We start from the raw sequence: 21,456 nt of genomic DNA, 5'->3' as shown, positions 1-21,456 counted from the left end.
GTTTCAACGGGTTTTTGCTCTTAGCCTTGGATTTCAATCCAAGGTTCTTGTTTAGCTTTGGGTTTAACGCCAAGGTTCAAAACGTCAACCAGCTAAATATTTCTTGGGCGGATAGTTGTAGATGATTTTGTAAGTCTTCTATGACGGTTAACGGTTCTGTGTTGGATTGAATGTCGGGAAATTGGTTGGGTGTTAAGATCATGACGGATTCATCGTCGGGATCGAGTAACCAGCCTAATTCTGTGCCTTGTTCTAGGCAGAATTTTATTTTTTTGATGACTTTATTGGCGGATTGTTCGGGGGAGAGAATCTCAATAACCCAATCGGGGTAGGTTGCAAAGCGATTAGCAATTTTCCCTTGTTCGTTTCGAGGGATTCGTGGCCAAGTTACTATGGACAGGTCTGGAACAATGGACAGTCCGCCAAAGGTGCAGCGTAATTCTGGCAGGGCATAAGCCAGTTTACTGGGTAAAACTTGTTCGTTAATTTTTGCCCCTAACCGTGCTTGTAAAACACTGTGTTGTCCTTGCGGCATGGGTTTGGCTTGGATTTGCCCGTACAGATATTCTCGGTAGGGTTTGGTTTCGGGTAGTTGTAGAAACTGGTCTAGGGTGATTTTGGGGTTGGTTTGAGGGGTTGTGACCATGGGGTTCTGGGAATTCGACTGGTTTTGAGTTTATTGTGGGGCGATCGCGCAGCGTCTCCGGAGGAGAATCGCGTTTTCTAGGATGCGGTTTTTGGTGCGATCGCGCTTATAGAATTAAGCAACACCATAGCCTGTATATTGGCGCATTTCAGGAGCTTGAAAACCTAAAACAATATCTTCTTTCGTAAGTATTCAGGTTGACTAGATGATCCCCCTCTTATCCCCCCTTCGGCAAGCTACCCCTTACGGGACGCTACGCGTTCACGAAGTGTCTCCGCAAGGAGAAACAGGACAAGCCTTAAAAAGGGGGAGGATAGAGGATGCTTCGCTTTTTTATTAACGGGGACTTTCGCTCTTTTCCCCCCTTTTCAAGGGGGCTAGGGGGGATCACCTGAATGCTTACAATTAACTTAATAAGTCATCCACAGCAATCGTAAATCCAGTGATGACTTTTTGGGTACTTACTGTGTCTCCCGATGTAAAAATTTGTCTATGCTCTTGAGTCACAACAATAATCCAACGATTTTCTGGAAAAACTAGCCAAACTTCTTCAGCCCCAGATTGTAAATATTCTTCAGCTTTCGCGATCGCATCTTCAGCAAAATCTGTAGGGGAAATGATTTCTGCTGTGAGGGGGAAACTGCGGGGAAGGGCTTTAGCGTCTCCGTATTCTGCGACTAATTCTGGGGTTAAATAAGCGACATCGGGGGAACGTCCCTGTTTTTCGGTGCGACAGGGAACTTCAGTATAAACTTCACCGCCTTGATTGCTTGATTCTATATAATTCGCCCACTGGCGACTCAAACGGCTTTGAGCTTTGCTATGTTTTAGAGTTATGCCATTTTTCTCAAACAATTCTCCATTAACCCATTCCGTGCGTTCTGGAGGATTTTCTAGCCAGTCTTCTAGGGAGGTTATTGGGGGGTATTGTGAGAGTAAGGCGGTGGCTGTCATGGCTGGGTTGTCTCTTGTATTTTTTGCGATTGGATTCAATTACAAGGCTGTGGTGAAAAGGCTAGGTAGGAAACGGGTTAGGAGAAGTGTGATTCTCGTTACTACTTTTGATTTCTTTTGACTTACATTATTACTCTGAAAAAGACTATTAAGATGATTTATGACTCCGGTTCAATGCCTAAAGCCCGCAATTGAGCCGCTAGACGTTCAGCCCGTTGGTGTTCTTGTTGAGCTTGTTGTTCTAATTCTAGGGAAGTAAGAAACTTTTCACCATCCGGACGATAAATTTCTAGGGTTTCAGCCGTTAGGACAAAACGAATGCCTAATCTGAGACTTGTCCAGTTTTCTATGTCTTCAATGACTGTCAACCCTTCTGCTGTGCGATAGAGACCATGTAAGTCATTGCGTTCTGGATGATAAATATAATATTCTTCGACTCCGTAGCGGTCATAAAATTGCAGTTTTTTGGTCATTTCCTTGAGACGGTTTCCAGGGGAGAGTATTTCAAATACCACTTGTGGGGCTATTTGGTCTTCTTCCCACTGTCGATACGAGCCGCGATCGCCTTTTGGTCTGCCAAATACCACCATTACATCGGGGGCTACCCGAATTTCTGGATGACCTTCGATGGGATACCAGAGTAAGTCTCCGGCGACAAACACTTGAGGATCAGGGGCAAATAATCGCTCTAAGTTTTCTTTAATCAGAACAATCCAGTAAAATTGCTGGGTATTATCTGCTATTGGTTGGCCATCACTATCGGGATAAATAATTTCGCTTTCCAGAGAAATGTTCATGATTCGGTCGTGGGTGAATTGGCCGGGTTCACGTCGATTGTAACAAGCTCAAAGGGCGTATCGATTTGAGCGTTTTTTGGTTTTGACTACCAAATTTTTGCCAGTTGCAAAACAAACCCAGATAAAAGGGGGTCTCCTTGGAGCGTTTCAGGAGATTGCACGCATTCTACTGGGGTTTGGGGACGATAGATATAAACTCGGCGATTTTTGCGATCAATTAACCAACCTAAAGATGCACCATTTTGTATATACTCTTCCATTTTTTCTTGTAACGGTTGAATCTTATCACTCGGCGATCGCAATTCCACGACAAAATCAGGACATAAAGGGGCAAATCTCTGCTGTTGTTGGGGTGGTATGGCTTGCCATTTCTCTAATTTGACCCAAGACGCATCGGGCGATCGCTCTGCCCCATTGGGAAGTTTAAATCCCGCAGAAGAATCAAAATCAATTCCTGTCCCGTCTTCATCAGACCAGTTTCCCAATTGTTGCGTTAATTTAGCGTTATGATGTCCTGTTTCGCTTCCTGTAGGGGACATCACTAATAATTCTCCTTGGGCATTTCGTTCAATGCGATAGTTCGGGTTAATTTGACAGAATTGAAAAAACTGTTCTTCTGTCATGTCTAGGGCTGGATGAGTTTGGAGAATTAATACAGTCATGTTCAACCCAAAATGATGAATGGTTCTTCTGACCGAGGAAAGATTTTGTTAGCGATCGCCTCCGTCTGTGCGAAGCGATCGCTGTTAGGACAAAGCGAATGCCTAATCTGAGACTTGTCCAGTTTTCTATTGTAACCAACTCCGTTTCTGGTTGATAGTCAGGATGAGGAGGAGGGGGTGGGGCGATTTTGGGTGTGGAGGTAGAGTTCGCCTAGCGCGATCGCGCTTAGGGTTAGCCCCAGACTCAAGCCACTGCCTAGGAGTCCGAGGGTGGGGAGGAGGAGGGCAATGATGCCTGTGAGGAGGAGGTAGGTGAGGGTGACTTGTCCATGACTCCAACCGGCTTGTTGCAGGCGTTGGTAGAGGTGGGTGCGGTGGGCTTGAAAGATGTTTTCTCGGCGGAGGAGGCGGCGGGTGAGGGTGTAGATGGCATCGCCGATGAGGGGGAGGAGGATGGGGAGGGCAGTCCAGAGTTGGGATGGTTGGGGGCTGTTGAGGAGTGCGATCGCTATACTCGCGCCTAAGACGGTGCTGCCTACGTCTCCCATGAAGATTTTAGCGGGCGACCAGTTCCAGTAGAGGAAGCCTAGGAGGGCGGCGATGAGTAGCCACCAGAGGGGTTGTTGGAGGTAGAGGGCGAGGAAGGTGAGTTGGAGGGCGGTGACGCTGGCGACGAGGCCGTCGATGCCGTCCATGAAGTTGTAGAAGTTGATCAGGGCGGTGAAGCCGATGAGGGTGAGGAGGAGGGTGAGGGGGGTGGCGAGTGCTGGGATGGGAGGGAGGCCGAAGGAAATGATGGCGATTCCGGCGGCACTGAGTTGGATGAGGTAGCGGATGGGGGCGGGGACGTTGCTGCGATCGTCGATGAAACCGACGATGGCGAGGGGGAGGAGGACTAGGCTGGTGTAGCCGGGGTGAGGGGTGAGGTTGGGGGGGGTGGTGTATTGGCTGATGCCCCAATGGGCGGTGCTGGTGAGGGTGAAGGCGATGAGGAAGCCGAGGCCGCCGCCTCTGGGGGTGGGTTGGCTGTGGGAACTGCGATCGTTGGGGAGGTCGAGGAGTTGGGTTTTAAAGCGATGTTGTATCCAACCGGTTAGCGCGATCGCTAGTCCAAAACTCAAGGTGATCAGTGCCATTAACCCTACGTTCATTGTCTTAGATGATTCCTTCAGAGCGCATAATTTCGATTTCTTGTTGTAGTCCAATTTCTAGCGATCGCGGGTGATAGCCAAAGTCGCGTGTGGCGGCTTCGTGGGAATAGGCTTTATCTTCTTGTAGTCGTAAGATTTGTTCGCTTTGGACAGGCTTTTGCTTGGTTTACTGATTTAAGTACCAATTTACAGTATCTTGCAAGCCTTGACTCACTGTAACGGGAGGTGTCCAATTCAGGGTTGTTCTGATTTTCTGGCTATTGATAGGAAGAGAGCCGATTAACCGATTCACTGTTTCTTGTTTTCCGAGGGGTTTAGCGAGTGAGGTAAGTAGGGTTGGGGGGATGGGAAGTAATAAGGGGGTTTTTCCCATAGCTTGGCCAATTTGACGGATTAAGTCAGGGGTGGATAAGTCTTCTCCGTCACTGATTAAGAAGGTTTGATTTTTGGCGTTGGGGTGAGAGAGACAAGTGATGATGGCATCGACTAGGTTGCCCACGTAAAGTAAGCTGCGGCGGTTGTTGATTGCTCCAAGGGGTAAGGGCAGTCCTGTGTTGACCAGTTTGAGGAGACGTGCCATATTACCGGGGTTACGGGGGCCATAGATTAGGGGAGGGCGGAGGATTGTCCAGGTCATGGAGCTATTGGCACAAAGTTCTTTTAGGGCTTGTTCGGCTTGTAGTTTACTGCGTCCATAGGGGGTGTCTGGAGTGCAAGGAGACGATTCGGTTAAGGGGTATGGGCTGAGGGTGGCCATTGCGCCAATGGAACTGATGAAGATGAAGTGTTTGACTCCGGCTGCAATGGATTGTTGGACGAGGTTAGCGGTGGCGGCGGTGTTAGTTTTGTGGAATTCGGCTTCTGGGTTGGTTGCGTTGTCTTGGAGGAGGTGAGCGCGGGCGGCTAGGTGGATGACAGTATCTATATTGGTTAAAGCTTCATCCCAATTGGTTACTTCATTTATATCAGCTATTTTTACTGTTGTGATTTTCGGGGAAGTTTCAGGGTGAATGTTGCGAGTTGTTATGTTCAGAGAGTAATTTTGCTGAATTAAGCAAGATAATAAATGAGTGCCAATAAAACCTGTAATTCCTGTAACTAATATTTGATTCATTTTAACCAGAATTGACTATAACAATACCTAAGTTAAAAGGTTTTCCATTTCCAAGAAGCATTTAAAGCATAGTTAGTAAAGCACCATGTAGAATCTAATAAATTTAATTTTTCCACATTACGATAAATATTCCAAACCCACCTTATTGATCTCAAACGGTTACTAGATACAGAGTTAGAACTAACTCGATAACGCATTAAATCTTCTTGCAGTGCGAATGCCGTAAAACCCTGTTTGAGAATACTAAGCCATAGTATAAAATCATCATATCCTTGATTTTGTGTTTTGACTTCTCCAGTGAAGTCTCGATTGATCACTACTGTTGATGTTGCAATTGCAGTATTTTTTAAAAGTTGTCGATAATTTAGCGAATTGGGTATACTAACGAGATGCCCTAGAGAAGAACCTGAAAAACGCCGATATTGTGTGTATGAAAAAGCCATACCTTTTGATTGCATAAAATGAATTTGCTTTTCTAGCTTATTAGGTAACCATAAATCATCACTATCTAGGAAAGCAATAAAGCGACCTCTTGCTGCTTGTATAGCAACATTACGAGCCTTTGCTGGTCCAACATTCGTAGTCAACTGGATAAAATGTATTCTTTCATCATTGTCTGCTATTGCTTTTAGAATATTCGCTGTATTGTCTTGAGAACAATCATCAACAATAATCATTTCCCAGTTTTGGTGGGTTTGATTTTGAACCGATTTTATGGTTTGTTTTACGAACTGAGAACAATTAAATGTTGGGGTTATAATCGAAACTAATGGTAATTTGTTACCCATTTTTATTACTTAGACGTTATATAACTTTTGATTTACAAGTATTCATTAAGTCTATTTCTATATATAGCCGTCCCAAATAGGTTATGAACGCTAAATCGCCGTATCTCACCGATAGCAACAATTGAAAGTCAAAGTGTTCATGTCCTATCTAAGATCGCTATAGTCTTAATAGTCTTCACTAAATTATTTTGAGAGATTTAAGCCAGTTTTAGTATTTTAGCCTTGATCTTCTTTTAAATCTAAAATGGAAAAATAATATCCAAAACATCACAAATATCAAAAAACGCCAAGGCCCTAAACCAGTAAAAAAATAATTTGTAATATTTGAAAAAGTAAATACGATAGTAAAGTATAAATATACTGGAAAAATAAATAAACTTTTCACTTGAAAAATTCTAAGAATAGCCATTGATGCAAGAATTGCAATAAGTAGAAAGAGACCTAAATCAATTAGAAAGGCAGCATAAAGTGTTTGATAAAGACCAAATCCACTATCACCAAATGTATTCATCTGGCTAATTGTAGCTGAAACAGATTCAGTATCTCCCCATGTCACAATATTGTAATGACGCTTTAAGTATAAGAAATGTGGAGTAATTGTGTATTCAGTAGCTTCCGACAAAAAGCGACACAATTCCGGAACTGAATGAGAAATATATGCAATGAAATATAAAAGAGGTAGTGCTACAGGAGCATTTTGATGAATGAAATCGACAAAGCTTTCATTGACAATTATCGACCTGTTAACCCAAGATTCGGTAACTTTAAATACCCAATAGTCAACAAACCCACTCGACGTACCAGATCTTACTCTTGTAGTCCACTCAAAAGCAATCAGAAAAATTACTCCTAATATAATTAAAAAGATAAATATCTTGAGCCGGTCTTTTTTTCCAAGAAGTAAAAAAAAAGTTGTAATAACAAAAAATTGTATTCCTCTTGTTCCAATTGATATAATATCAATAGTACAAATTAAGAAGACTAAAAACATATTTGATATAAATATATTTCTATTGCTCCGATAAAACATAGCAATCAATGACATCGGATAAAAAAAGATGTTGATATAGCTATACCAGCCACCTCCCCCTACAGCATCCGATACCCTTGTAACATCCAAGCCATATAAAGATGTTGAAAGAATATAGTCCATCCTGCTAAAAAGCAATGTAAACAAAAAAGTGATATAGAAGAGTGACTGAAATAGAATTGGATGCTTCATGGTTGGCCACTTATTAGTGACCGATGATGGGCGTGATAAAAATAGTAATGTCCAGCCTATAGTTGTAACAATTAACCAAGTAATTAGATAGTAAGGATTAGGTACTGAAAAAAATGTGAGATAGAAGAGCTGAATAAATGCTATTAAAAAAAATATGTAGCAAGCCCTTTTATGGAAAAGTGAAGGGGTAGCTATGGTAGTTAATTTATCTATACTGTTTTTCATATGAGTTTTAGTATAAGTTTATATACGCTTGGTCAAATATTACCTATCTCCCCTAGGAAATAAGTTTCTAACGGAATCGACCCAACGGAGTCCCATCTTTCTATCTATACTTGTTGGACTGCTTGTATGATTAAATTCCCATTGAGAAAATTTTTGCCAATTCTGATTAAATAAATCACTTATAATTTTATCCTCATCATTAGTATCCTGTGCAAATAGTGGATCATCAGCCTTTAGCTGACCTATTCTAAAAATACTAAGAAGTTGCTCTGGATCTGCTCCTCCATAGTATTCATAGTTACCTGAAGATATGAAGCGAATATAGTTTACATATTGCGTGATGCGACAAGAATGCATATAAACATATCTCAGAGTAAGACGTATGACAGATAAAGGATCGTGATTTTCTAAATTTTCTAATTTGAACCAGTCATTACGAGATTTTATTGAAGTAACAAAGCCAGCATTTTGATATCTAGACTTCCCTAATGATATAACCTTCTTACCAAGAATTCCTGCTTCAACACCAGAGCTACTGTTAGCAACAATAATAATATCTGCTTCCTTCATTAATAAGTAAGTATTCACTTTTTCCTTACTATTAATATAACGTACACCCCTTGCATTAGCCCATTCATAATAATGCTTTTGGGATTTTTCTCCGGTACGACAACCAATATTTTCTGACCAAATCGGGTGTCCTCTTAAAATACATTGCTTGTAAGTAATCCCTAAAACCGCAATTAATTCATCAAGAGCATCTGTAAAGTGATCCCAATCTGATTTCCAATCAGGATGACCAATGAACTCACAACTACTGCTAGGTAAGATAATAACTCTAGGACATTGCCCGCTAGATGCTATTAAATTTTTAGAGGATGTAGAATTTTCAAATTGGAAGATTCTCCAATCTAACTGATTCTTATGTAAAAACCGAATCGACATTAAGTGAGCAGCATACTGAGCTTGCTTTAATGTTAAAGGCTTATTGCGATATTCAAAATTAAACCGATTAAACTCTTTCAAAGATAAGCAGTTTCCGTTAGGAGTAAGATGTAAGCCATTGGCAAACCAAGGGCGTTCTACTGTTATGTAAGGAACTCCAATATTTTCACAAGCATAGATTGCTGCTTTTGTAAGATCCATCCTCCCATTAAAACAAATAATGCTATCCAGCTTGTTTTTAATAGCCCATTCTATAACATTACCATAAACAATTTCTATGGGCTGATATAAAGCCTTTTGAGTTTCTAGAACTTTAGTATTTTGGCAGTCTTCCTTTGTTTCAACCCTATGAATAGTATAAGAACTTGAGGAAGCTATATCCTGTAAAATTTTTTCATCTAAATCTACTTTGACATTAGGGTTAATAGAATAAATGTTTTCTAACGGGAATGAGCGAAACCCACCCAATATACAAACAGGGCATTCTCTTAATTTACTATGTCCTTTGAGAAATTGACTGTAACACTTGTCAACTGAAGAGTCGCATACTAAAAACGATGTTTCATGTCCTGCTTCTGACAGAATTTTTGCAAGATAGGTTAAATGTTTGACAAAGGGACGATACGAAAAAATACTAATAAATCCTACTTTCATGTAAACTTAGTTGGCTTAACTTTTGGTTTGGATGATATATCTAGCTGCTTAAATTGGTTAATAATTAGTCACATATTTAATAACAGAATCCGAAAGATTCTTGACGTTTTCTTTTTCTGAAATGCGGGCAACTTTCTGATATGGAAGGCTAGTATAACCGGTAATAGCAACTTTTTCCACGGCTTTTAAAAAGGCTTTGACTTCTATAGGATTTGGACTTTCTTTTTGCTTGAATATTTTATCAATAGCCATAATACAGTCATTCAAACTTCTAATCTGAAAAACACCAGGAGCATACTGATAAAAATAGTGTCCAAACATTAATACAGGTCTTTGACGGAATAGAGCTTCCCATCCTGCTGTACCTGTTGCAGTTGCTACAGCAACACAATTATCTAATAAACGAAAAGAGTTATATTGCCTAGGTATCAATTTAACTTTTGGTATATTGAGTAAATTTTTGTAAAAGTTGACATCTCGTCCACAAATCTTTTGCTTAGGGTGCTCTTTAACATAAATATAAACATTGTCGGGTAGAGCATAAGCTAGTAACTGTACAATTAGTAGCTGATTAACAAAAGCTCCACCTAGCGGAGAAGTTGTGGCTTCTGGCTGGAAATGGAGGGGCAAATAAATATATTGCTGAGATAAATCTGGTTCAAAGGTATGTTTATCGTAAAAATCGAGTAGTCTTGTCTCTTGAAAAACTTTTAATTGAAGCCAATATAGTTTTTTCTTCCAATAAGAAAAAGTCAATATTTTTTCTAAAACAATTTCTTTTTTGTGTAAAATTTCTTTTTTGTGTAAGATTTTTTTAAAAAAAGCTAGTAATTGTCTAGTTTTTGGTTGCTTTTCCATATAAAAAGGTATGGGATCAATGTTTAAGGAAATTTGTTTTTTATAATACTGTTCAAAGGGAGGCGACATTTGCAGTTTCTGTTCTGATTCTAAATGAGAATCTTCTTGTATTGATTCGAGAGCTAGCTTATATTTTTGTTCTAGTTGATCCGCAGGTTTTTCTATATCTTCTACCAGAATCAATGTTTCATCTATAGGAAGAGGGTAAAAATACAAAGTCTGAATTTTCTTTAACTTACAGAGAGAGTAAATAACAAAATCATAACCTTCATGGGGAACGTTAAATGAAAAAAATAAATCTATTTTCTTACTATCTAATATCCAATTCCAATATCTTAGATGCTTAAAATATATATTTTTTCGTTCTTGATAACTTAACTGAAAACCACCACTTTCAAAGCGATTCATCATTTCCAAAACAATTGATTCACAAGAGACCATTCTATCAATTAATTCTTCATCTAGCGGAGGAATGTTGTTCCAATCTACATTGTATTTACCTAGAATAGCATTGTGCCAGTCTTGATACTCTATTACACAATTTTTCTTTGTTGTAAGGTTAAAATCATAAGCTCGAATAAAATGGAAGTAAGAAAAATTTAAGGAATTATAAATATTTTTTATGACCTCTGAAAGAAGAGGATAACTAAAGCCATTAAATATTATATTCATCTCTTTAAGCATTGTATACCGGATGTCGTAGTCGTAATGGTATTGTTTTTTTATCCAAGCATTTCCCATGTTACAGGTCTACCTTTTTTAACATATTGATTAACTTGTTTGCCCAAAACGATCTCATAATATTTAGGAGCTAAACCTAACCCCGGACGAACCGATCGCAAATTTTCAGTAGTAAACACATCCCCTGCTTTCATATCCTGAGAGACATATAAACTACGGCGGAAAATCATTGAGCTTTGTTCGGCTTCAGTCGGGCCGTACTGGATATGACCTAAACTTTGCCACGCTCGCTCTGAGTTTATCACCAATTGTGCCATTTCTTCTGGTTCCATTGAGAAAGTCGCGTCAACGCCACCATCGGCACGGGAGAGGGTGAAATGTTTTTCAATGACTGTTGCTCCCAGTGCGACGCTGGCCACGGCAACCCCGATGCCCATTGTATGATCCGAGAGACCCACTTGGACATCAAAGAGTTCCCGCATATGGGGAATGGTGACAATATTTGTGTTATCCGGAGTGGCGGGATAGGTGCTGGTGCATTTGAGGAGAACAAGGTCTTCACAACCTGCTTCTCTGACGGTGCGAACAGTTTCATCGAGTTCCGCTAGGGTGGCCATTCCGGTGGAAATAATGATCGGTTTTCCGGTTTCCGCTACTTTGCGGATGAGGGGAAGGTCGGCGTTTTCAAAGGAGGCAATTTTGTAGCAGGGAACGTTAAGGGATTCGAGGAAGTCAACGGCGGTTGCGTCGAAGGGAGTGCTGAAGGCAATTAACCCTAATTCCTGACAGCGTTGAAAGATGGGTTCGTGCCATTCCCAAGGGGTGTACGCTTTTTGGTACAGATCATGCAGAGATTTTCCACACCAAAGATTATTGGGATCGTCGATGTAAAATTCTCCTTCTTGGACTTCTAAAGTCATGGTGTCTGCTGTGTAGGTTTGCAGTTTCAGGGCGTGCGCCCCACTTTTTGCAGCAGCTTCCACAATTTCTAAGGCACGGTCTAAGGATTGGTTGTGGTTGCCTGACATTTCAGCAACAATGAAGGGCGGATGATTAGCCCCGATGGTGCGATTTTGGATGGTGATTTCTTTCATGATTTTATTAACTTTTGGTATTTGAAAGCCAAGCAACCTTGATATTGTTTTTTTTCTATTTTCTTAAAATTTGCTTTCTCAAAGAGTTTTTGCGATGCCAGATTTTCAACTTTAATCCAAGCTGTAACTACTTTAACTGATGTTTGGTTGACAACTTCTTGCAGTCCTTGGTTGACAATTAAGCAACCATAACCTAAACCTCTTTGAGAATTTACAATACTAATGCTTATCTCCGCATGAGCTTGGTTTTGAATTTCAAAGCGCACTTGGCCTATAGGTTGATCGTCACTATCAAAAGCAATAAAAATATGAGAATTTGAGCTTTGTAACTTTTCATGAAACCATTTTTTATGATTTTCCCAAGAAATTATATTTGATGAAAAAGATGCACTTCTTACTTTAGAATCATTTACCCATTCCCATAAGAGTTGGCAGTCGTTACAATTAGCTGGGCGCAAATACACTTTTTGGGGCTTTGACGACATCTCGAATTTACTAAAATTCAACGGCTGACTGAGCTACATTTAACTCTCTTGAGTGACCTGTTATTACTTCCATCACTCTTTGACTCCCGAATCCATCAACCAACTTTCTCCCTTTTACACTCATCTGTTGAAGCTGCTCTAAAGCTGGCAGCAACTCAGCCACTGTACTTGCCAGTTGATGAACCGTCTGCTGGTTATACCATCCTAAACTAATCGTTACTCCCATTTTGCCTAATTTTTGCGCGATCTGGCGAAACCATAGCAATTTTACGACACGACGTATGTTTAGATAGAATCACTATAGTGATTCGTAACTATATGAATTTATGAATTATGGTAGCACGGTCTTTTCTTGCTAACCTAGAGTAATCAGGTGTTTTCCTCCGATACTAACTGTCACTGAAATCATTAAGAATTCCTTGGATTTGCTCCCTTAAATCAGGTAAATCGTAGATAACAATATCAATAACGATATCAAGATCAATAGCAAAATACTCATGCACAACGCGATTACGTAAACCGATAATTTTTGACCAAGGAATCTGAGAATAGTTTTGCGTTAATTCGGAGGAGAGGGTGCAGGCAGCTTCACCAATAATTTGTAAGTGATATAGCACCCAAACTTGAAGACTTGAAGCATCTCATCATCCTCAATTTGATCAAGGTTAGCGCGATCTTGAATGCGCTTGATTGCCTCAAAAATATCCTGTAGTCGTTCTGAATCCCGTCTCATAAAGGTTTTGCTTCTTGTAGAATCCGGTCTCGCAGACGAGATTTTAGGCTTGTCTCCGTGACGACATCTACCCGAACTCCAAGCAACCCTTCCAAATCTTCAATTAGTCCCATGGGAAACCAAGATGAGCGATGGGAGCGATCATAATCAACCAGAAAATCTACATCGCTCTGATCGCTGGCTTCTTCTCGAACTACAGAACCGAAAACACGAACATTAAATGCTCCATGACGTTGAGCAACAGTTAGAATTTTGTCCCGTTGTTGGAGTAAATTCTCAAAGGTGACCATTAGATTATAATCTTGTTCATATAATTGCTTTGGTGGATTTTGTAATTGTTCATCATATTTGCTCTCTTGTCTTTACGCTTTACAACTTTATATCATTTAAAGATTTTGAGTGATTGGCGTGACCTGTTATTACCTCAACCACTCTTTGACTCCCTAATCCATCTACCAACTTTCTTCCTCTTATACTCATCTGTTGACGCTGCTCTAAAGCTGGTAGCAACTCAGCCACTGTATTCGTCAGTTGATGCACCGTCTGCTGGTGATACCATCCTAAACTGATCGTTATTCCCATTTTTCCTAATTGTTGCGCGATCGCGCTTTGATTCTCAGCCACTGTCAGAATAATACTCGGCAACCCCATAAACGCCAGTTCCCAATTGGTTGATCCCCCCGCCGCAACAGCCACATCTGCCCAAGCCATCAACTCTGGCATATTGGTCACGTTTCGTTTAAGCATCATGGGAAAGCAAGATTGTTTGGCCACATCTGCCAACTGCGAGTAATGGGGGTTACTTCCTCCCACCACAACCACCACCTCCAACCCCTCCACCTGCACAGCAGACAACGCTTGCATCACCTTGAGCGTAACATTTTCTGGATCGCCGCCCCCTAAACTCACCAAAATCTTGCGAGCCACTGGGGGACATTCTTGTTGCCATCCTTGCCATTGCCAAAATTCTCGTCTTAATAGAGCATAGCCTGTTCCCAATAACAACTGAGTCGTTGCTTCTCGATGGGGATATAGACCCTCGTGAGCCGAGAGATTTTGATTCAAGACCCAATCAGCACAATAGTAGTCTGCGTGTCCATAATCATCAATAAATAGCACCTTCAACCCTGCCGCTTTAAGCTGTTGTTGATAGTCTCCCCCAAATTGATAACCATCTACGACCACATAAGAGACTCCCAACTGTTGGGCTAAGGAAATAACAGCTTGGCTATCTTCTACACTCCCGGAACAAACTGATAACGAGTAAACTGCAATGCCCTCAATATCCAACCGAGTTTGTAATGTGCCGATATCCGTGGCAACTGCAAAAATCGCTTTTCCGGCTAATGCTTGCCACGCCTGAGCAAGAGCCAAACAGCGCATCAAGTGACCACTTCCCATCGCTGTCGATGCGTCCACTCGGAATAGCAGATTAGGTAACTGTTTGTATGTCATTGAGGAAAAGTCATTGGTTCAGACCCCAACATTGAACTCAATTCCAAGTTTTATACTGCATATTGCTTTTGTTCAATGTGAGCATTAATTGCTTGCCAGCTAGGATTGTTATTTAGTAACTCGATACAATCATTCATTGTGAAATGCTGTTTTTGCTCATAAATGGCTTCTAATATTTTTTTAATCAGTTTAAAGTCTTCTTTTGTATCCACTGTCCAGCGATGATAGCTGTAGTTTTCTTGAGCTATAACTGGCATTAAGCAAAATCGCTCAGGATTTTGTAGAAAAAAAGGAGTGACGTGTTCACGATCAGGATTTGCTGTTGCTTCTAAGTATGCTTGAGATAGATTGTCAAAGGAAAAAACTTCTGTATCCATCCCTCTAGGATATGTTCGCTTGAGACAATTAGAAGCATAGTCACATTGCGGTCGTTGATCCAAATAAAACTGAATAACCCGATCAACGATTTTCGGATCAATCAGTGGGCAGTCAGATGTTACTCGTACAACAACATCAGCTTGATATTTTTGCGCCGCTTCGTAATATCTCGCTAAAACGTCTGCTTCCGAACCTCGATAATACTTCACGCCCAAGCGATCGCATAATTCAACAATAGGATCATCTGTTGTATTAGTCGTTGTGGCGATAACTAATGCATCTGCTAGTTCTACACGCTGTAATCGCTCTATCTGATACTCTAGTAAAGGTTTTCCTAATACGGTTTTCAACACTTTACCGGGTAATCGTGTTGAAGTCATTCGTGCTTGGTCAATAATAACAGTTTTCATGCTTTCAACTCTTTAGAGTCTAATCCTCACAATAATGCATTCCGTATTGAGTCAACCACTCTTTCTTGCTCTATATCAGTTAACCCGTAATACAAAGGAATACTAATCGCCTCCCGATAGTATTGCTCTGCTTCTGGATAGTCCCCCCACTGAAACCCCAACTTTTGATAATAAGGCTGAGTATGAACAGGAATATAGTGAAGGTTGACCCCAATTTGAGCGTCTCGCAACGCTGCAAACACTTGCTGATGGCTCTTATTAATTTTGTCTAACTGAAGACGAATCACATATAAATGCCAACTCGAATTAGTATCAGGATATTGCCAAGGGAGTGTTAAGGGTAAATATTGCAATAGTTCGTTATACCGTTGTGCTAACACACGACGACGAGCCACAAACTTATCCAGTCGCTGCATTTGCGATGCTCCCAAAGCCGCCTGAATATCCGTCAGGCGATAATTCAAACCCAGTTCCAACTGTTGATAGTACCATCCCCCATGACTCGCTTCCGTCATTAAATCTTGTTCCCGTGTAATGCCATGGGTTCTTAACCGAATTAACTTCTGATACAGTTCCTCTTGATTCGTTAAAACCATCCCCCCTTCACCTGTCGTAATGATTTTCACAGGATGGAAACTAAACACCGCCAGATCAGAATACTCACAGCATCCCACAGGTTTCCCTTGATATCGCGCCCCGATCGCATGAGACGCATCCTCAATCACGCGAAACCCATACTGTCGCGCCAACTCAGCAATTCGCTCCATTTCACAAGACTGTCCGGCCAAATGAACCGGAACAACCACAGTGGGTAACTGACCCTGAGCTTGAGCCGTTTTGAGCTTGCTTTCTAGAGCCGCCACACTCAAGTTATAGGTTTTCGGATCAATATCAACAAAATCCACCTCTGCACCACAGTACCGTCCGCAGTTGGCCGAAGCCACAAACGTATTAGGAGAAGTCCAAAGTCTCTCCCCAGCCTTCAATTCCAGAGCTAAACAGGCAATATGTAACGCCGCCGTTGCACTGGATACCGCCACCGCATATTGAACCCCACAATAGTCAGCCACCGCCTGCTCAAAACGTTCAATTGCTGGCCCTTGAGTAATGCGATCGGACTTGAGTACCTCAACCATCGCCGCAATATCGGCTTCGGAAATATCTTGCTTACCGTAGGGGATAAAAGAAGTCATGTTGAGAAATCAGCATCTACTTTAGCTTGATTTAAAACACCTTTAATCACACTGACAATCTGTTCAACTTGATCTAGTGACAAAGTAGGAAAAAGCGGCAATCTCAACAAGCATTCTGAAACATTTATGGTATTTTCCATACTGCCATGACACCGACCATAATGCTGTCCAGCAGGAGAATTATGCAAAGGAACATAGTGAAATACAGAACTAATTCCATTCTTTTTTAAGTTTTCGATCAAGTTTGCCCGAGTTGGTAAATCTGATAAAAGAATGTAATACATATGAGCGTTATGCTGACAATCAAGAGGAACAACGGGACGACGTAATTTGCCAGCTTGTTCTAAAGGTTCTAGCAGTTGATGATAATAATGCCAAATTTTGAGACGACTGGAGATGATATTTTCAGCTTCTTCAAGTTGAGCATAGAGAAAAGCTGCGATCAATTCTCCTGGTAAATAACTAGATCCTTGTTCTATCCAAGTATATTTATCGACCTTCCCTCGGAAAAACTGGCTACGGTTTGTCCCTTTTTCTCGGATAATTTCCGCTTGTTCTGTAAAATGGGGATTATTGATTATTAAAGCCCCACCCTCCCCAGCGATAATATTCTTGGTTTCATGGAAGCTAAAGCAACTTAAGTCACCAAAACTACCCAGAGGTTTCCCTTTGTAGGATGCCATGAGTCCTTGAGCTGCATCTTCAATTAATAAGAGTTGATGTTTTGCTGCAATTTGTTGTAGAGTATCCATCTGACAACTAACTCCTGCATAATGTACAGGGACAATGGCCCGAGTCCGGTTTGTGATGGCCGCTTCAACTAAGGTTTCATCTAGGTTCTGGGTGTCGGATCGAATATCAATAAATACCGGAGCAGCTCCTCTAAGGACAAAAGCATTTGCTGTGGAAACAAAGGTATAGCTGGGCATAATCACTTCATCTCCAGGTTCTAAGTCAGCTAAAATAGCCGACATTTCTAAGGCAGCGGTGCAGGAGTGAGTCAGTAAGGCTTTATGGCATTTGGTTTTAGCTTCTAGCCATTGATGGCATTTTTTAGTATAGCTACCGTCCCCAGCGAGTTGCCCGATATGGTGAGCTTGGCTGATATACCAAAGCTCTTTACCTGTCATGTAGGGTTTGTTGAAAGGGATTTGGTTCATTAGGTTATTTTGGCTCTTCGGCACTTGGTGTGTAACCCCAATCAAAACTCAAGCCCAAAATTTGGACTTTGGACAAAAAGCTGGTTGCTACACCACCTGATTTAACGGTTTTACAGTGTCTTCAGGCGGCTTGAACACAGCTGGTTGGAGATATTCGGGGATTTGGGGCTTTAGCCTGGTTTCTCAAACTCCCGAATATCTCCCAATCACAGCCTTAGCTCACAACTCTGATGCATCAGAAGCAACGGTATGGCAAGGGTTTGACCAATTTTGCTTGCTTCGCAAGCCTCTAAGGTTTGTCCAAAGTCCAGCAAAATGCTTGCTGCGCAAGGGTTTTGGGTTTCTGAATAATTGATTGTGATGTAAAAATGCTGGAATCCATGCCAGAAGCAGGATTCAGTGATTTGTACCACACTAAGAGGCTGTTTGAAAAGTCCTGAGGAAGTATAAAAGCTCACACGGGATACGCTGAGAGTGAAACAACCAGCCCCGTGAGAGCCATGAGCAAAGAGTACACCAGCAATCTAAGGCGCGAAGAGTTCGAACTGATTGAACCACTCTTGCCAGCGGCGAAACCAGGCGGTCGCCCCCGGAGTGTCTGTCTGCACGCTGTGCTTAACGGCATCTTCTATCTGGTGGTGCAGGGCTGTAAATGGCGGGACTTACCGAGTGACTTTCCGGCTTGGCAAACCGTCTATACCTACTTCCGCAATTGGCGTGAGGATGGGACTTGGCAAGCCATACACGACCGTCTACGGGACTGGAATCGCGTGATGGCGGGGCGAGCCGCTAGCCCGTCCGAAGTGATTCTCGATTCCCAAAGTGTGCCAACCAGCACGATGGTGCATGAGGAGGTTGGCTACGACGCTCATAAAGCGACCAAAGGCCGTAAGCGCCATACCGTCGTCGATACCCTCGGTCTGGTGATGTGTGTCTTAGTGACGGCGGCGAGCGTCCAAGAACGCGAGGGCGGCAAACGGGTTCTGGCGAAATTACATCAGATGCGCGACCAGGTTCGCCGCCTTTATCTGGTTTGGGTGGATGGCGGCTATGACGGTCACCCCTTCCTGAGTTGGGTCATGGATACTCTGGGTTGGATTGTTCATGCGGTGCTCCGCCCGCAGGAGACCAAAGGTTTCGTCCTGCTCAAGAAGCGCTGGGTGGTTGAGCGCACTTTTGGCTGGTGGAACTGGTATCGCCGTCTCTCTCAAGATTATGAGTATCGGCCGGATAATTCTGAGGCGCTGATCTACATCGCTATGATCCGTATCATGGTCAGGCGGCTGGCATAATTTGCTACAACCCTTACCCTTTTCAAACAGCCTCTCATGATTCTAAACCCTGCATTATCCACTTTCGTTTGAAGCTCCTTGGCACGATAGCGACGGAAATGGTGAGCATAATCATCGACTGGACTCCACAGCCAAGGATGTTGAGGAACAGTAAGGATAATTCCTCCCCCCATTTGGAGGGCTTGATATACCTGCCTTAAAACATCCCAGTCTTGCTCTATATGCTCGAGAACGTCAAAAGCACCAATAATATCAAATTCCTCAATAAAAGGTATTTGCCGGGCATCCATTTGAAATAAAGTTGTTTTAGATAGGCGTTGGCTAGCAAGCTCTAATCCACTAGAAAAAATTTCGCTGCCTGAGCAACTCAGGTGAGGAAAGTTTTTTTCTATTCCTTGTAAAACAAAACCTGTTCCACAACCAATTTCCAAAAAATTTTTAGCTCTAGGAAAGTAGCGTTTTATAGCATAAATTATAAGATGATTTCGGGATCGAAACCAGAAATTCTTTGCCTCTAGCTTGGCAAGTATTGGGAATGCTAAGGCATCAAATCCTTTACTAGCAGCAGCAAGTTGCGGAGCAAAGCTCAGATGTCCCTCCAGGGATGGAGGTGTATAACCACAGGCAGGACAATGCCAGTTCGGTTGGTTAAAATGGTGGTGACATTGAGGACAAATTTTCATCTTTTGCTACCAATAATAATACCTAAAACAATCAAGGCTAGTCCGATAGATTTAGGGAGCGTAATGGATTCTTCAAAGAAGATAGCACTAAAAAACATCACTAAAACAAAAGCTAAACTCATAAATGGGTAGGCATAGCTGAGATCAAATTTTGTCATAGCAGCCATCCAACTAAGGGCAGCAAGAAATGCACTAACAAAGCCACTGATTACCCAAGGATTGAGCAAAAGTTTGGTTAGATATTGCAGTTTTCCTATATTCTCTTGAGGAAATGCTCCCGCGAGTTGGACTTGCCATTTGATTACAATTTGTCCGTAGACCGTAAATAGTATTGTGAAGAAAATATAAAGATAACTCATTCTTCATTTACTTGTACACTGGCATTTTCTTGGATAAGTTGCGCTTCTAGCTTCAGAAGATTTCGGGAACGTGCCTTAACTTTTTTTGCGGGATTACCTAGATAAATTGACCATTCTTCTGTTGATTTTCTTATGACAGATGCTGCTCCTATTGCTGTCCCTTCCCCTAAATTCGCCCCTGGAAATATCAAGCTTCCAGTCCCAACAATGCAGTGCTTTCCCAAAGTGACACTTTTTTTGATCTCTGACTTATATTTACTAGGAACTGTTGGATTTGTAAGAGTTTGACCACTGTAATCATCACTCTGTGTAAAAACATGACATCCATAGGCCAAACCAGAGAAGTCATGAAAAATTATCCCTTCTGATCCACCAGCAACATTGCAAAAAACTGCAATATGAACATATTTACCAATGAAAACTTTTCCAGATATAACACAAAAGTCATCTATTCTAGAGTTGTCGTGAATTTCTGTTAATTCAGGATTGTATATTGAACAGTTATTGCTGATTCTTACATTCTCACCCAAAAATTTAAAAGGTATTTTGGATAGCTCTGCCTTGGTTAAAAATGTCATAGTTTTCTTGTAAATGTTTTGTTCCTTACTAAATACAATGGTCTTTTCTTTGTTTCATCAAAGAGTCTACCCAAATAAACACCAATAATGCCCAAAATAAAAATAATAATTCCACCTAAAAAATACAATGATATAATCAAACTACTCCAGCCAGTTACAGAAGAGCCATATAACAAAGCTCTAACAGCAATATAAACACCATAAATAAATGAAAAAGTAGAAATCAAAAATCCCAACTTAATAGATAAGCGTAGGGGTTTATCTGAGTAAGCAATGATTGTATCAGTTGCTAGTTTCCACAGTTTGGTAAAAGTGTAAGCACTTTTTCCTTCAAAACGCTTTGCATGACCAACATCGATACTAGCTGTAGGAAATCCCATCCAATCTACTAATCCCCCAAAAAATCTAAGTTGTTCGCGCATTAGACAAAAATTTTCCACAACAGCACGAGACATGATGCGAAAATTTCCTACTTGAGCATCATATTGTAAACCGGCTAAATAGTTAAATATCTTATAAAAGAGCCACGAAGTAAGACGCTTGCGTAAAGTATCTTTTCGTTTACCTCTTCGGGCTAATACAATATCATAACCTTCTTGGGCTTTCGCATAGAGTTGAGGAATTTCTTCGGGTGAGTCTTGTAGGTCGCAATCCATGACCACAACCCAATCTCCATCACAATGATCTAGCCCTGCAGTTATCCCATAATGTTGACCAAAATTCCGACTAAATTGAATTCCTTTAACTCTTGGGTCAGCCTTGGCTAATTTAACAATAATATCCCAAGAGCGATCACCACTACAGTCCTCAACCAAAATAATTTCAAAATCTTGGCTAATCAGCTCTAAAGAACTTTCTAGACGTTTGCAAAGAACTTGTAAGCAGTTCTCAGCTTTATAAACGGGAATGACAACAGAAATATGAGGCATAATTATTCAA

At 41.4% G+C, this 21,456-nt stretch carries 26 protein-coding genes; 1 reads left to right on the top strand and 25 read right to left on the bottom strand.

Annotated features, from left to right (window positions below):
• Positions 1 to 76: 76 nt before the first annotated feature.
• The 21 genes from PN462_RS07670 to rffA form a co-directional block, all read right to left on the bottom strand.
• Positions 77 to 646, bottom strand: a complete 570-nt coding sequence (locus tag PN462_RS07670; protein WP_272127470.1) for a Uma2 family endonuclease — start codon at positions 644 to 646, stop codon at positions 77 to 79.
• 114 nt (positions 647 to 760) lie between these two features.
• A complete protein-coding gene (locus tag PN462_RS23450; RefSeq protein WP_443029100.1) occupies positions 761 to 838 on the bottom strand; it encodes an element excision factor XisI family protein in 78 nt (25 codons plus the stop codon).
• Between the two features lie 213 nt (positions 839 to 1,051).
• Positions 1,052 to 1,600 (bottom strand): Uma2 family endonuclease, encoded by a 549-nt coding sequence (locus tag PN462_RS07665; protein WP_272127469.1) that lies wholly within the window; start codon positions 1,598 to 1,600, stop codon positions 1,052 to 1,054.
• Positions 1,601 to 1,758: 158 nt separating this feature from the next.
• Positions 1,759 to 2,397 (bottom strand): Uma2 family endonuclease, encoded by a 639-nt coding sequence (locus tag PN462_RS07660; protein WP_272127468.1) that lies wholly within the window; start codon positions 2,395 to 2,397, stop codon positions 1,759 to 1,761.
• Positions 2,398 to 2,483: 86 nt separating this feature from the next.
• Positions 2,484 to 3,059, bottom strand: coding sequence for a Uma2 family endonuclease (locus tag PN462_RS07655; RefSeq protein ID WP_272127467.1), 576 nt, complete (start codon positions 3,057 to 3,059; stop codon positions 2,484 to 2,486).
• A 158-nt stretch (positions 3,060 to 3,217) separates the two neighbouring features.
• Positions 3,218 to 4,210 (bottom strand): MraY family glycosyltransferase, encoded by a 993-nt coding sequence (locus PN462_RS07650; protein WP_272127466.1) that lies wholly within the window; start codon positions 4,208 to 4,210, stop codon positions 3,218 to 3,220.
• Positions 4,211 to 4,376: 166 nt separating this feature from the next.
• Entirely contained in the window at positions 4,377 to 5,324 is a 948-nt protein-coding gene (locus PN462_RS07645) for an NAD-dependent epimerase/dehydratase family protein (protein ID WP_272127465.1), read from the bottom strand.
• 32 nt (positions 5,325 to 5,356) lie between these two features.
• Positions 5,357 to 6,112 (bottom strand): glycosyltransferase family 2 protein, encoded by a 756-nt coding sequence (locus PN462_RS07640; protein WP_272127464.1) that lies wholly within the window; start codon positions 6,110 to 6,112, stop codon positions 5,357 to 5,359.
• A gap of 208 nt (positions 6,113 to 6,320) precedes the next feature.
• Positions 6,321 to 7,265 (bottom strand): hypothetical protein, encoded by a 945-nt coding sequence (locus PN462_RS07635; RefSeq protein WP_272127463.1) that lies wholly within the window; start codon positions 7,263 to 7,265, stop codon positions 6,321 to 6,323.
• Positions 7,266 to 7,598: 333 nt separating this feature from the next.
• Positions 7,599 to 9,158 carry a capsular polysaccharide export protein, LipB/KpsS family gene (locus tag PN462_RS07630; RefSeq protein ID WP_272127462.1) on the bottom strand — a complete coding sequence of 520 codons (1,560 nt, stop codon included), beginning with the start codon at positions 9,156 to 9,158 and terminating at the stop codon, positions 7,599 to 7,601.
• A gap of 57 nt (positions 9,159 to 9,215) precedes the next feature.
• Complete coding sequence (locus PN462_RS07625) at positions 9,216 to 10,757, bottom strand: capsular polysaccharide export protein, LipB/KpsS family (protein ID WP_272127461.1); 1,542 nt, start codon at positions 10,755 to 10,757, stop codon at positions 9,216 to 9,218.
• Positions 10,739 to 11,791, bottom strand: coding sequence for a pseudaminic acid synthase (gene pseI, locus PN462_RS07620; protein WP_272127460.1), 1,053 nt, complete (start codon positions 11,789 to 11,791; stop codon positions 10,739 to 10,741). The genes PN462_RS07625 and pseI overlap by 19 nt, the downstream gene beginning before the upstream one ends.
• A complete protein-coding gene (locus PN462_RS07615; RefSeq protein WP_272127459.1) occupies positions 11,788 to 12,276 on the bottom strand; it encodes a GNAT family N-acetyltransferase in 489 nt (162 codons plus the stop codon). Before PN462_RS07615 ends, pseI begins: the two co-directional genes overlap by 4 nt.
• Before the next feature lie 10 nt (positions 12,277 to 12,286).
• Positions 12,287 to 12,502 carry a hypothetical protein gene (locus PN462_RS07610; protein ID WP_272127458.1) on the bottom strand — a complete coding sequence of 72 codons (216 nt, stop codon included), beginning with the start codon at positions 12,500 to 12,502 and terminating at the stop codon, positions 12,287 to 12,289.
• Positions 12,503 to 12,665: 163 nt separating this feature from the next.
• Entirely contained in the window at positions 12,666 to 12,893 is a 228-nt protein-coding gene (locus PN462_RS23445; protein ID WP_443029098.1) for a HepT-like ribonuclease domain-containing protein, read from the bottom strand.
• Positions 12,836 to 13,009, bottom strand: coding sequence for a hypothetical protein (locus PN462_RS07605; RefSeq protein ID WP_272127457.1), 174 nt, complete (start codon positions 13,007 to 13,009; stop codon positions 12,836 to 12,838). The genes PN462_RS23445 and PN462_RS07605 overlap by 58 nt, the downstream gene beginning before the upstream one ends.
• Positions 13,006 to 13,299, bottom strand: a complete 294-nt coding sequence (locus PN462_RS07600; protein ID WP_272127456.1) for a nucleotidyltransferase family protein — start codon at positions 13,297 to 13,299, stop codon at positions 13,006 to 13,008. The genes PN462_RS07605 and PN462_RS07600 overlap by 4 nt, the downstream gene beginning before the upstream one ends.
• A gap of 79 nt (positions 13,300 to 13,378) precedes the next feature.
• Positions 13,379 to 14,464 (bottom strand): UDP-2,4-diacetamido-2,4,6-trideoxy-beta-L-altropyranose hydrolase, encoded by a 1,086-nt coding sequence (pseG, locus tag PN462_RS07595; RefSeq protein ID WP_272127455.1) that lies wholly within the window; start codon positions 14,462 to 14,464, stop codon positions 13,379 to 13,381.
• 50 nt (positions 14,465 to 14,514) lie between these two features.
• The gene (locus PN462_RS07590) at positions 14,515 to 15,252 is read right to left on the bottom strand and encodes a glycosyltransferase family protein (RefSeq protein ID WP_272127454.1); all 738 of its coding nucleotides are present in this window, start codon (positions 15,250 to 15,252) and stop codon (positions 14,515 to 14,517) included.
• A 26-nt stretch (positions 15,253 to 15,278) separates the two neighbouring features.
• Entirely contained in the window at positions 15,279 to 16,445 is a 1,167-nt protein-coding gene (gene pseC / locus PN462_RS07585) for a UDP-4-amino-4,6-dideoxy-N-acetyl-beta-L-altrosamine transaminase (RefSeq protein ID WP_272127453.1), read from the bottom strand.
• Positions 16,442 to 17,605: a dTDP-4-amino-4,6-dideoxygalactose transaminase gene (gene rffA / locus PN462_RS07580; RefSeq protein WP_272127452.1), complete on the bottom strand. Its 1,164-nt coding sequence runs from the start codon at positions 17,603 to 17,605 to the stop codon at positions 16,442 to 16,444. The genes pseC and rffA overlap by 4 nt, the downstream gene beginning before the upstream one ends.
• Positions 17,606 to 18,105: 500 nt before the next feature.
• Between rffA and PN462_RS07575 the strand changes: the two genes are divergently transcribed.
• The gene (locus PN462_RS07575; RefSeq protein ID WP_272127451.1) at positions 18,106 to 18,897 is read left to right on the top strand and encodes an IS5 family transposase; all 792 of its coding nucleotides are present in this window, start codon (positions 18,106 to 18,108) and stop codon (positions 18,895 to 18,897) included.
• On the opposite strand, the gene PN462_RS07570 is transcribed toward PN462_RS07575, so the two are convergent.
• From PN462_RS07570 to PN462_RS07555, 4 genes are read right to left on the bottom strand one after another with little or no spacing between them, the layout of a single operon-like run.
• Positions 18,855 to 19,580 (bottom strand): class I SAM-dependent methyltransferase, encoded by a 726-nt coding sequence (locus PN462_RS07570; protein WP_272127450.1) that lies wholly within the window; start codon positions 19,578 to 19,580, stop codon positions 18,855 to 18,857. The genes PN462_RS07575 and PN462_RS07570 overlap by 43 nt on opposite strands.
• Positions 19,577 to 19,939, bottom strand: a complete 363-nt coding sequence (locus PN462_RS07565) for an EamA family transporter (RefSeq protein WP_272127449.1) — start codon at positions 19,937 to 19,939, stop codon at positions 19,577 to 19,579. Before PN462_RS07565 ends, PN462_RS07570 begins: the two co-directional genes overlap by 4 nt.
• Positions 19,936 to 20,517 carry an acyltransferase gene (locus PN462_RS07560; protein WP_272127448.1) on the bottom strand — a complete coding sequence of 194 codons (582 nt, stop codon included), beginning with the start codon at positions 20,515 to 20,517 and terminating at the stop codon, positions 19,936 to 19,938. Before PN462_RS07560 ends, PN462_RS07565 begins: the two co-directional genes overlap by 4 nt.
• Complete coding sequence (locus PN462_RS07555; RefSeq protein WP_272127447.1) at positions 20,514 to 21,446, bottom strand: glycosyltransferase family 2 protein; 933 nt, start codon at positions 21,444 to 21,446, stop codon at positions 20,514 to 20,516. Before PN462_RS07555 ends, PN462_RS07560 begins: the two co-directional genes overlap by 4 nt.
• Positions 21,447 to 21,456 lie beyond the last annotated feature (10 nt).

Source organism: Spirulina sp. CS-785/01, from assembly GCF_028330525.1.
In the GTDB taxonomy this organism is placed as follows: Bacteria; Cyanobacteriota; Cyanobacteriia; order Cyanobacteriales; family Spirulinaceae; genus JAQMSD01.
This window is presented reverse-complemented; position numbering and strand designations above follow the sequence as displayed.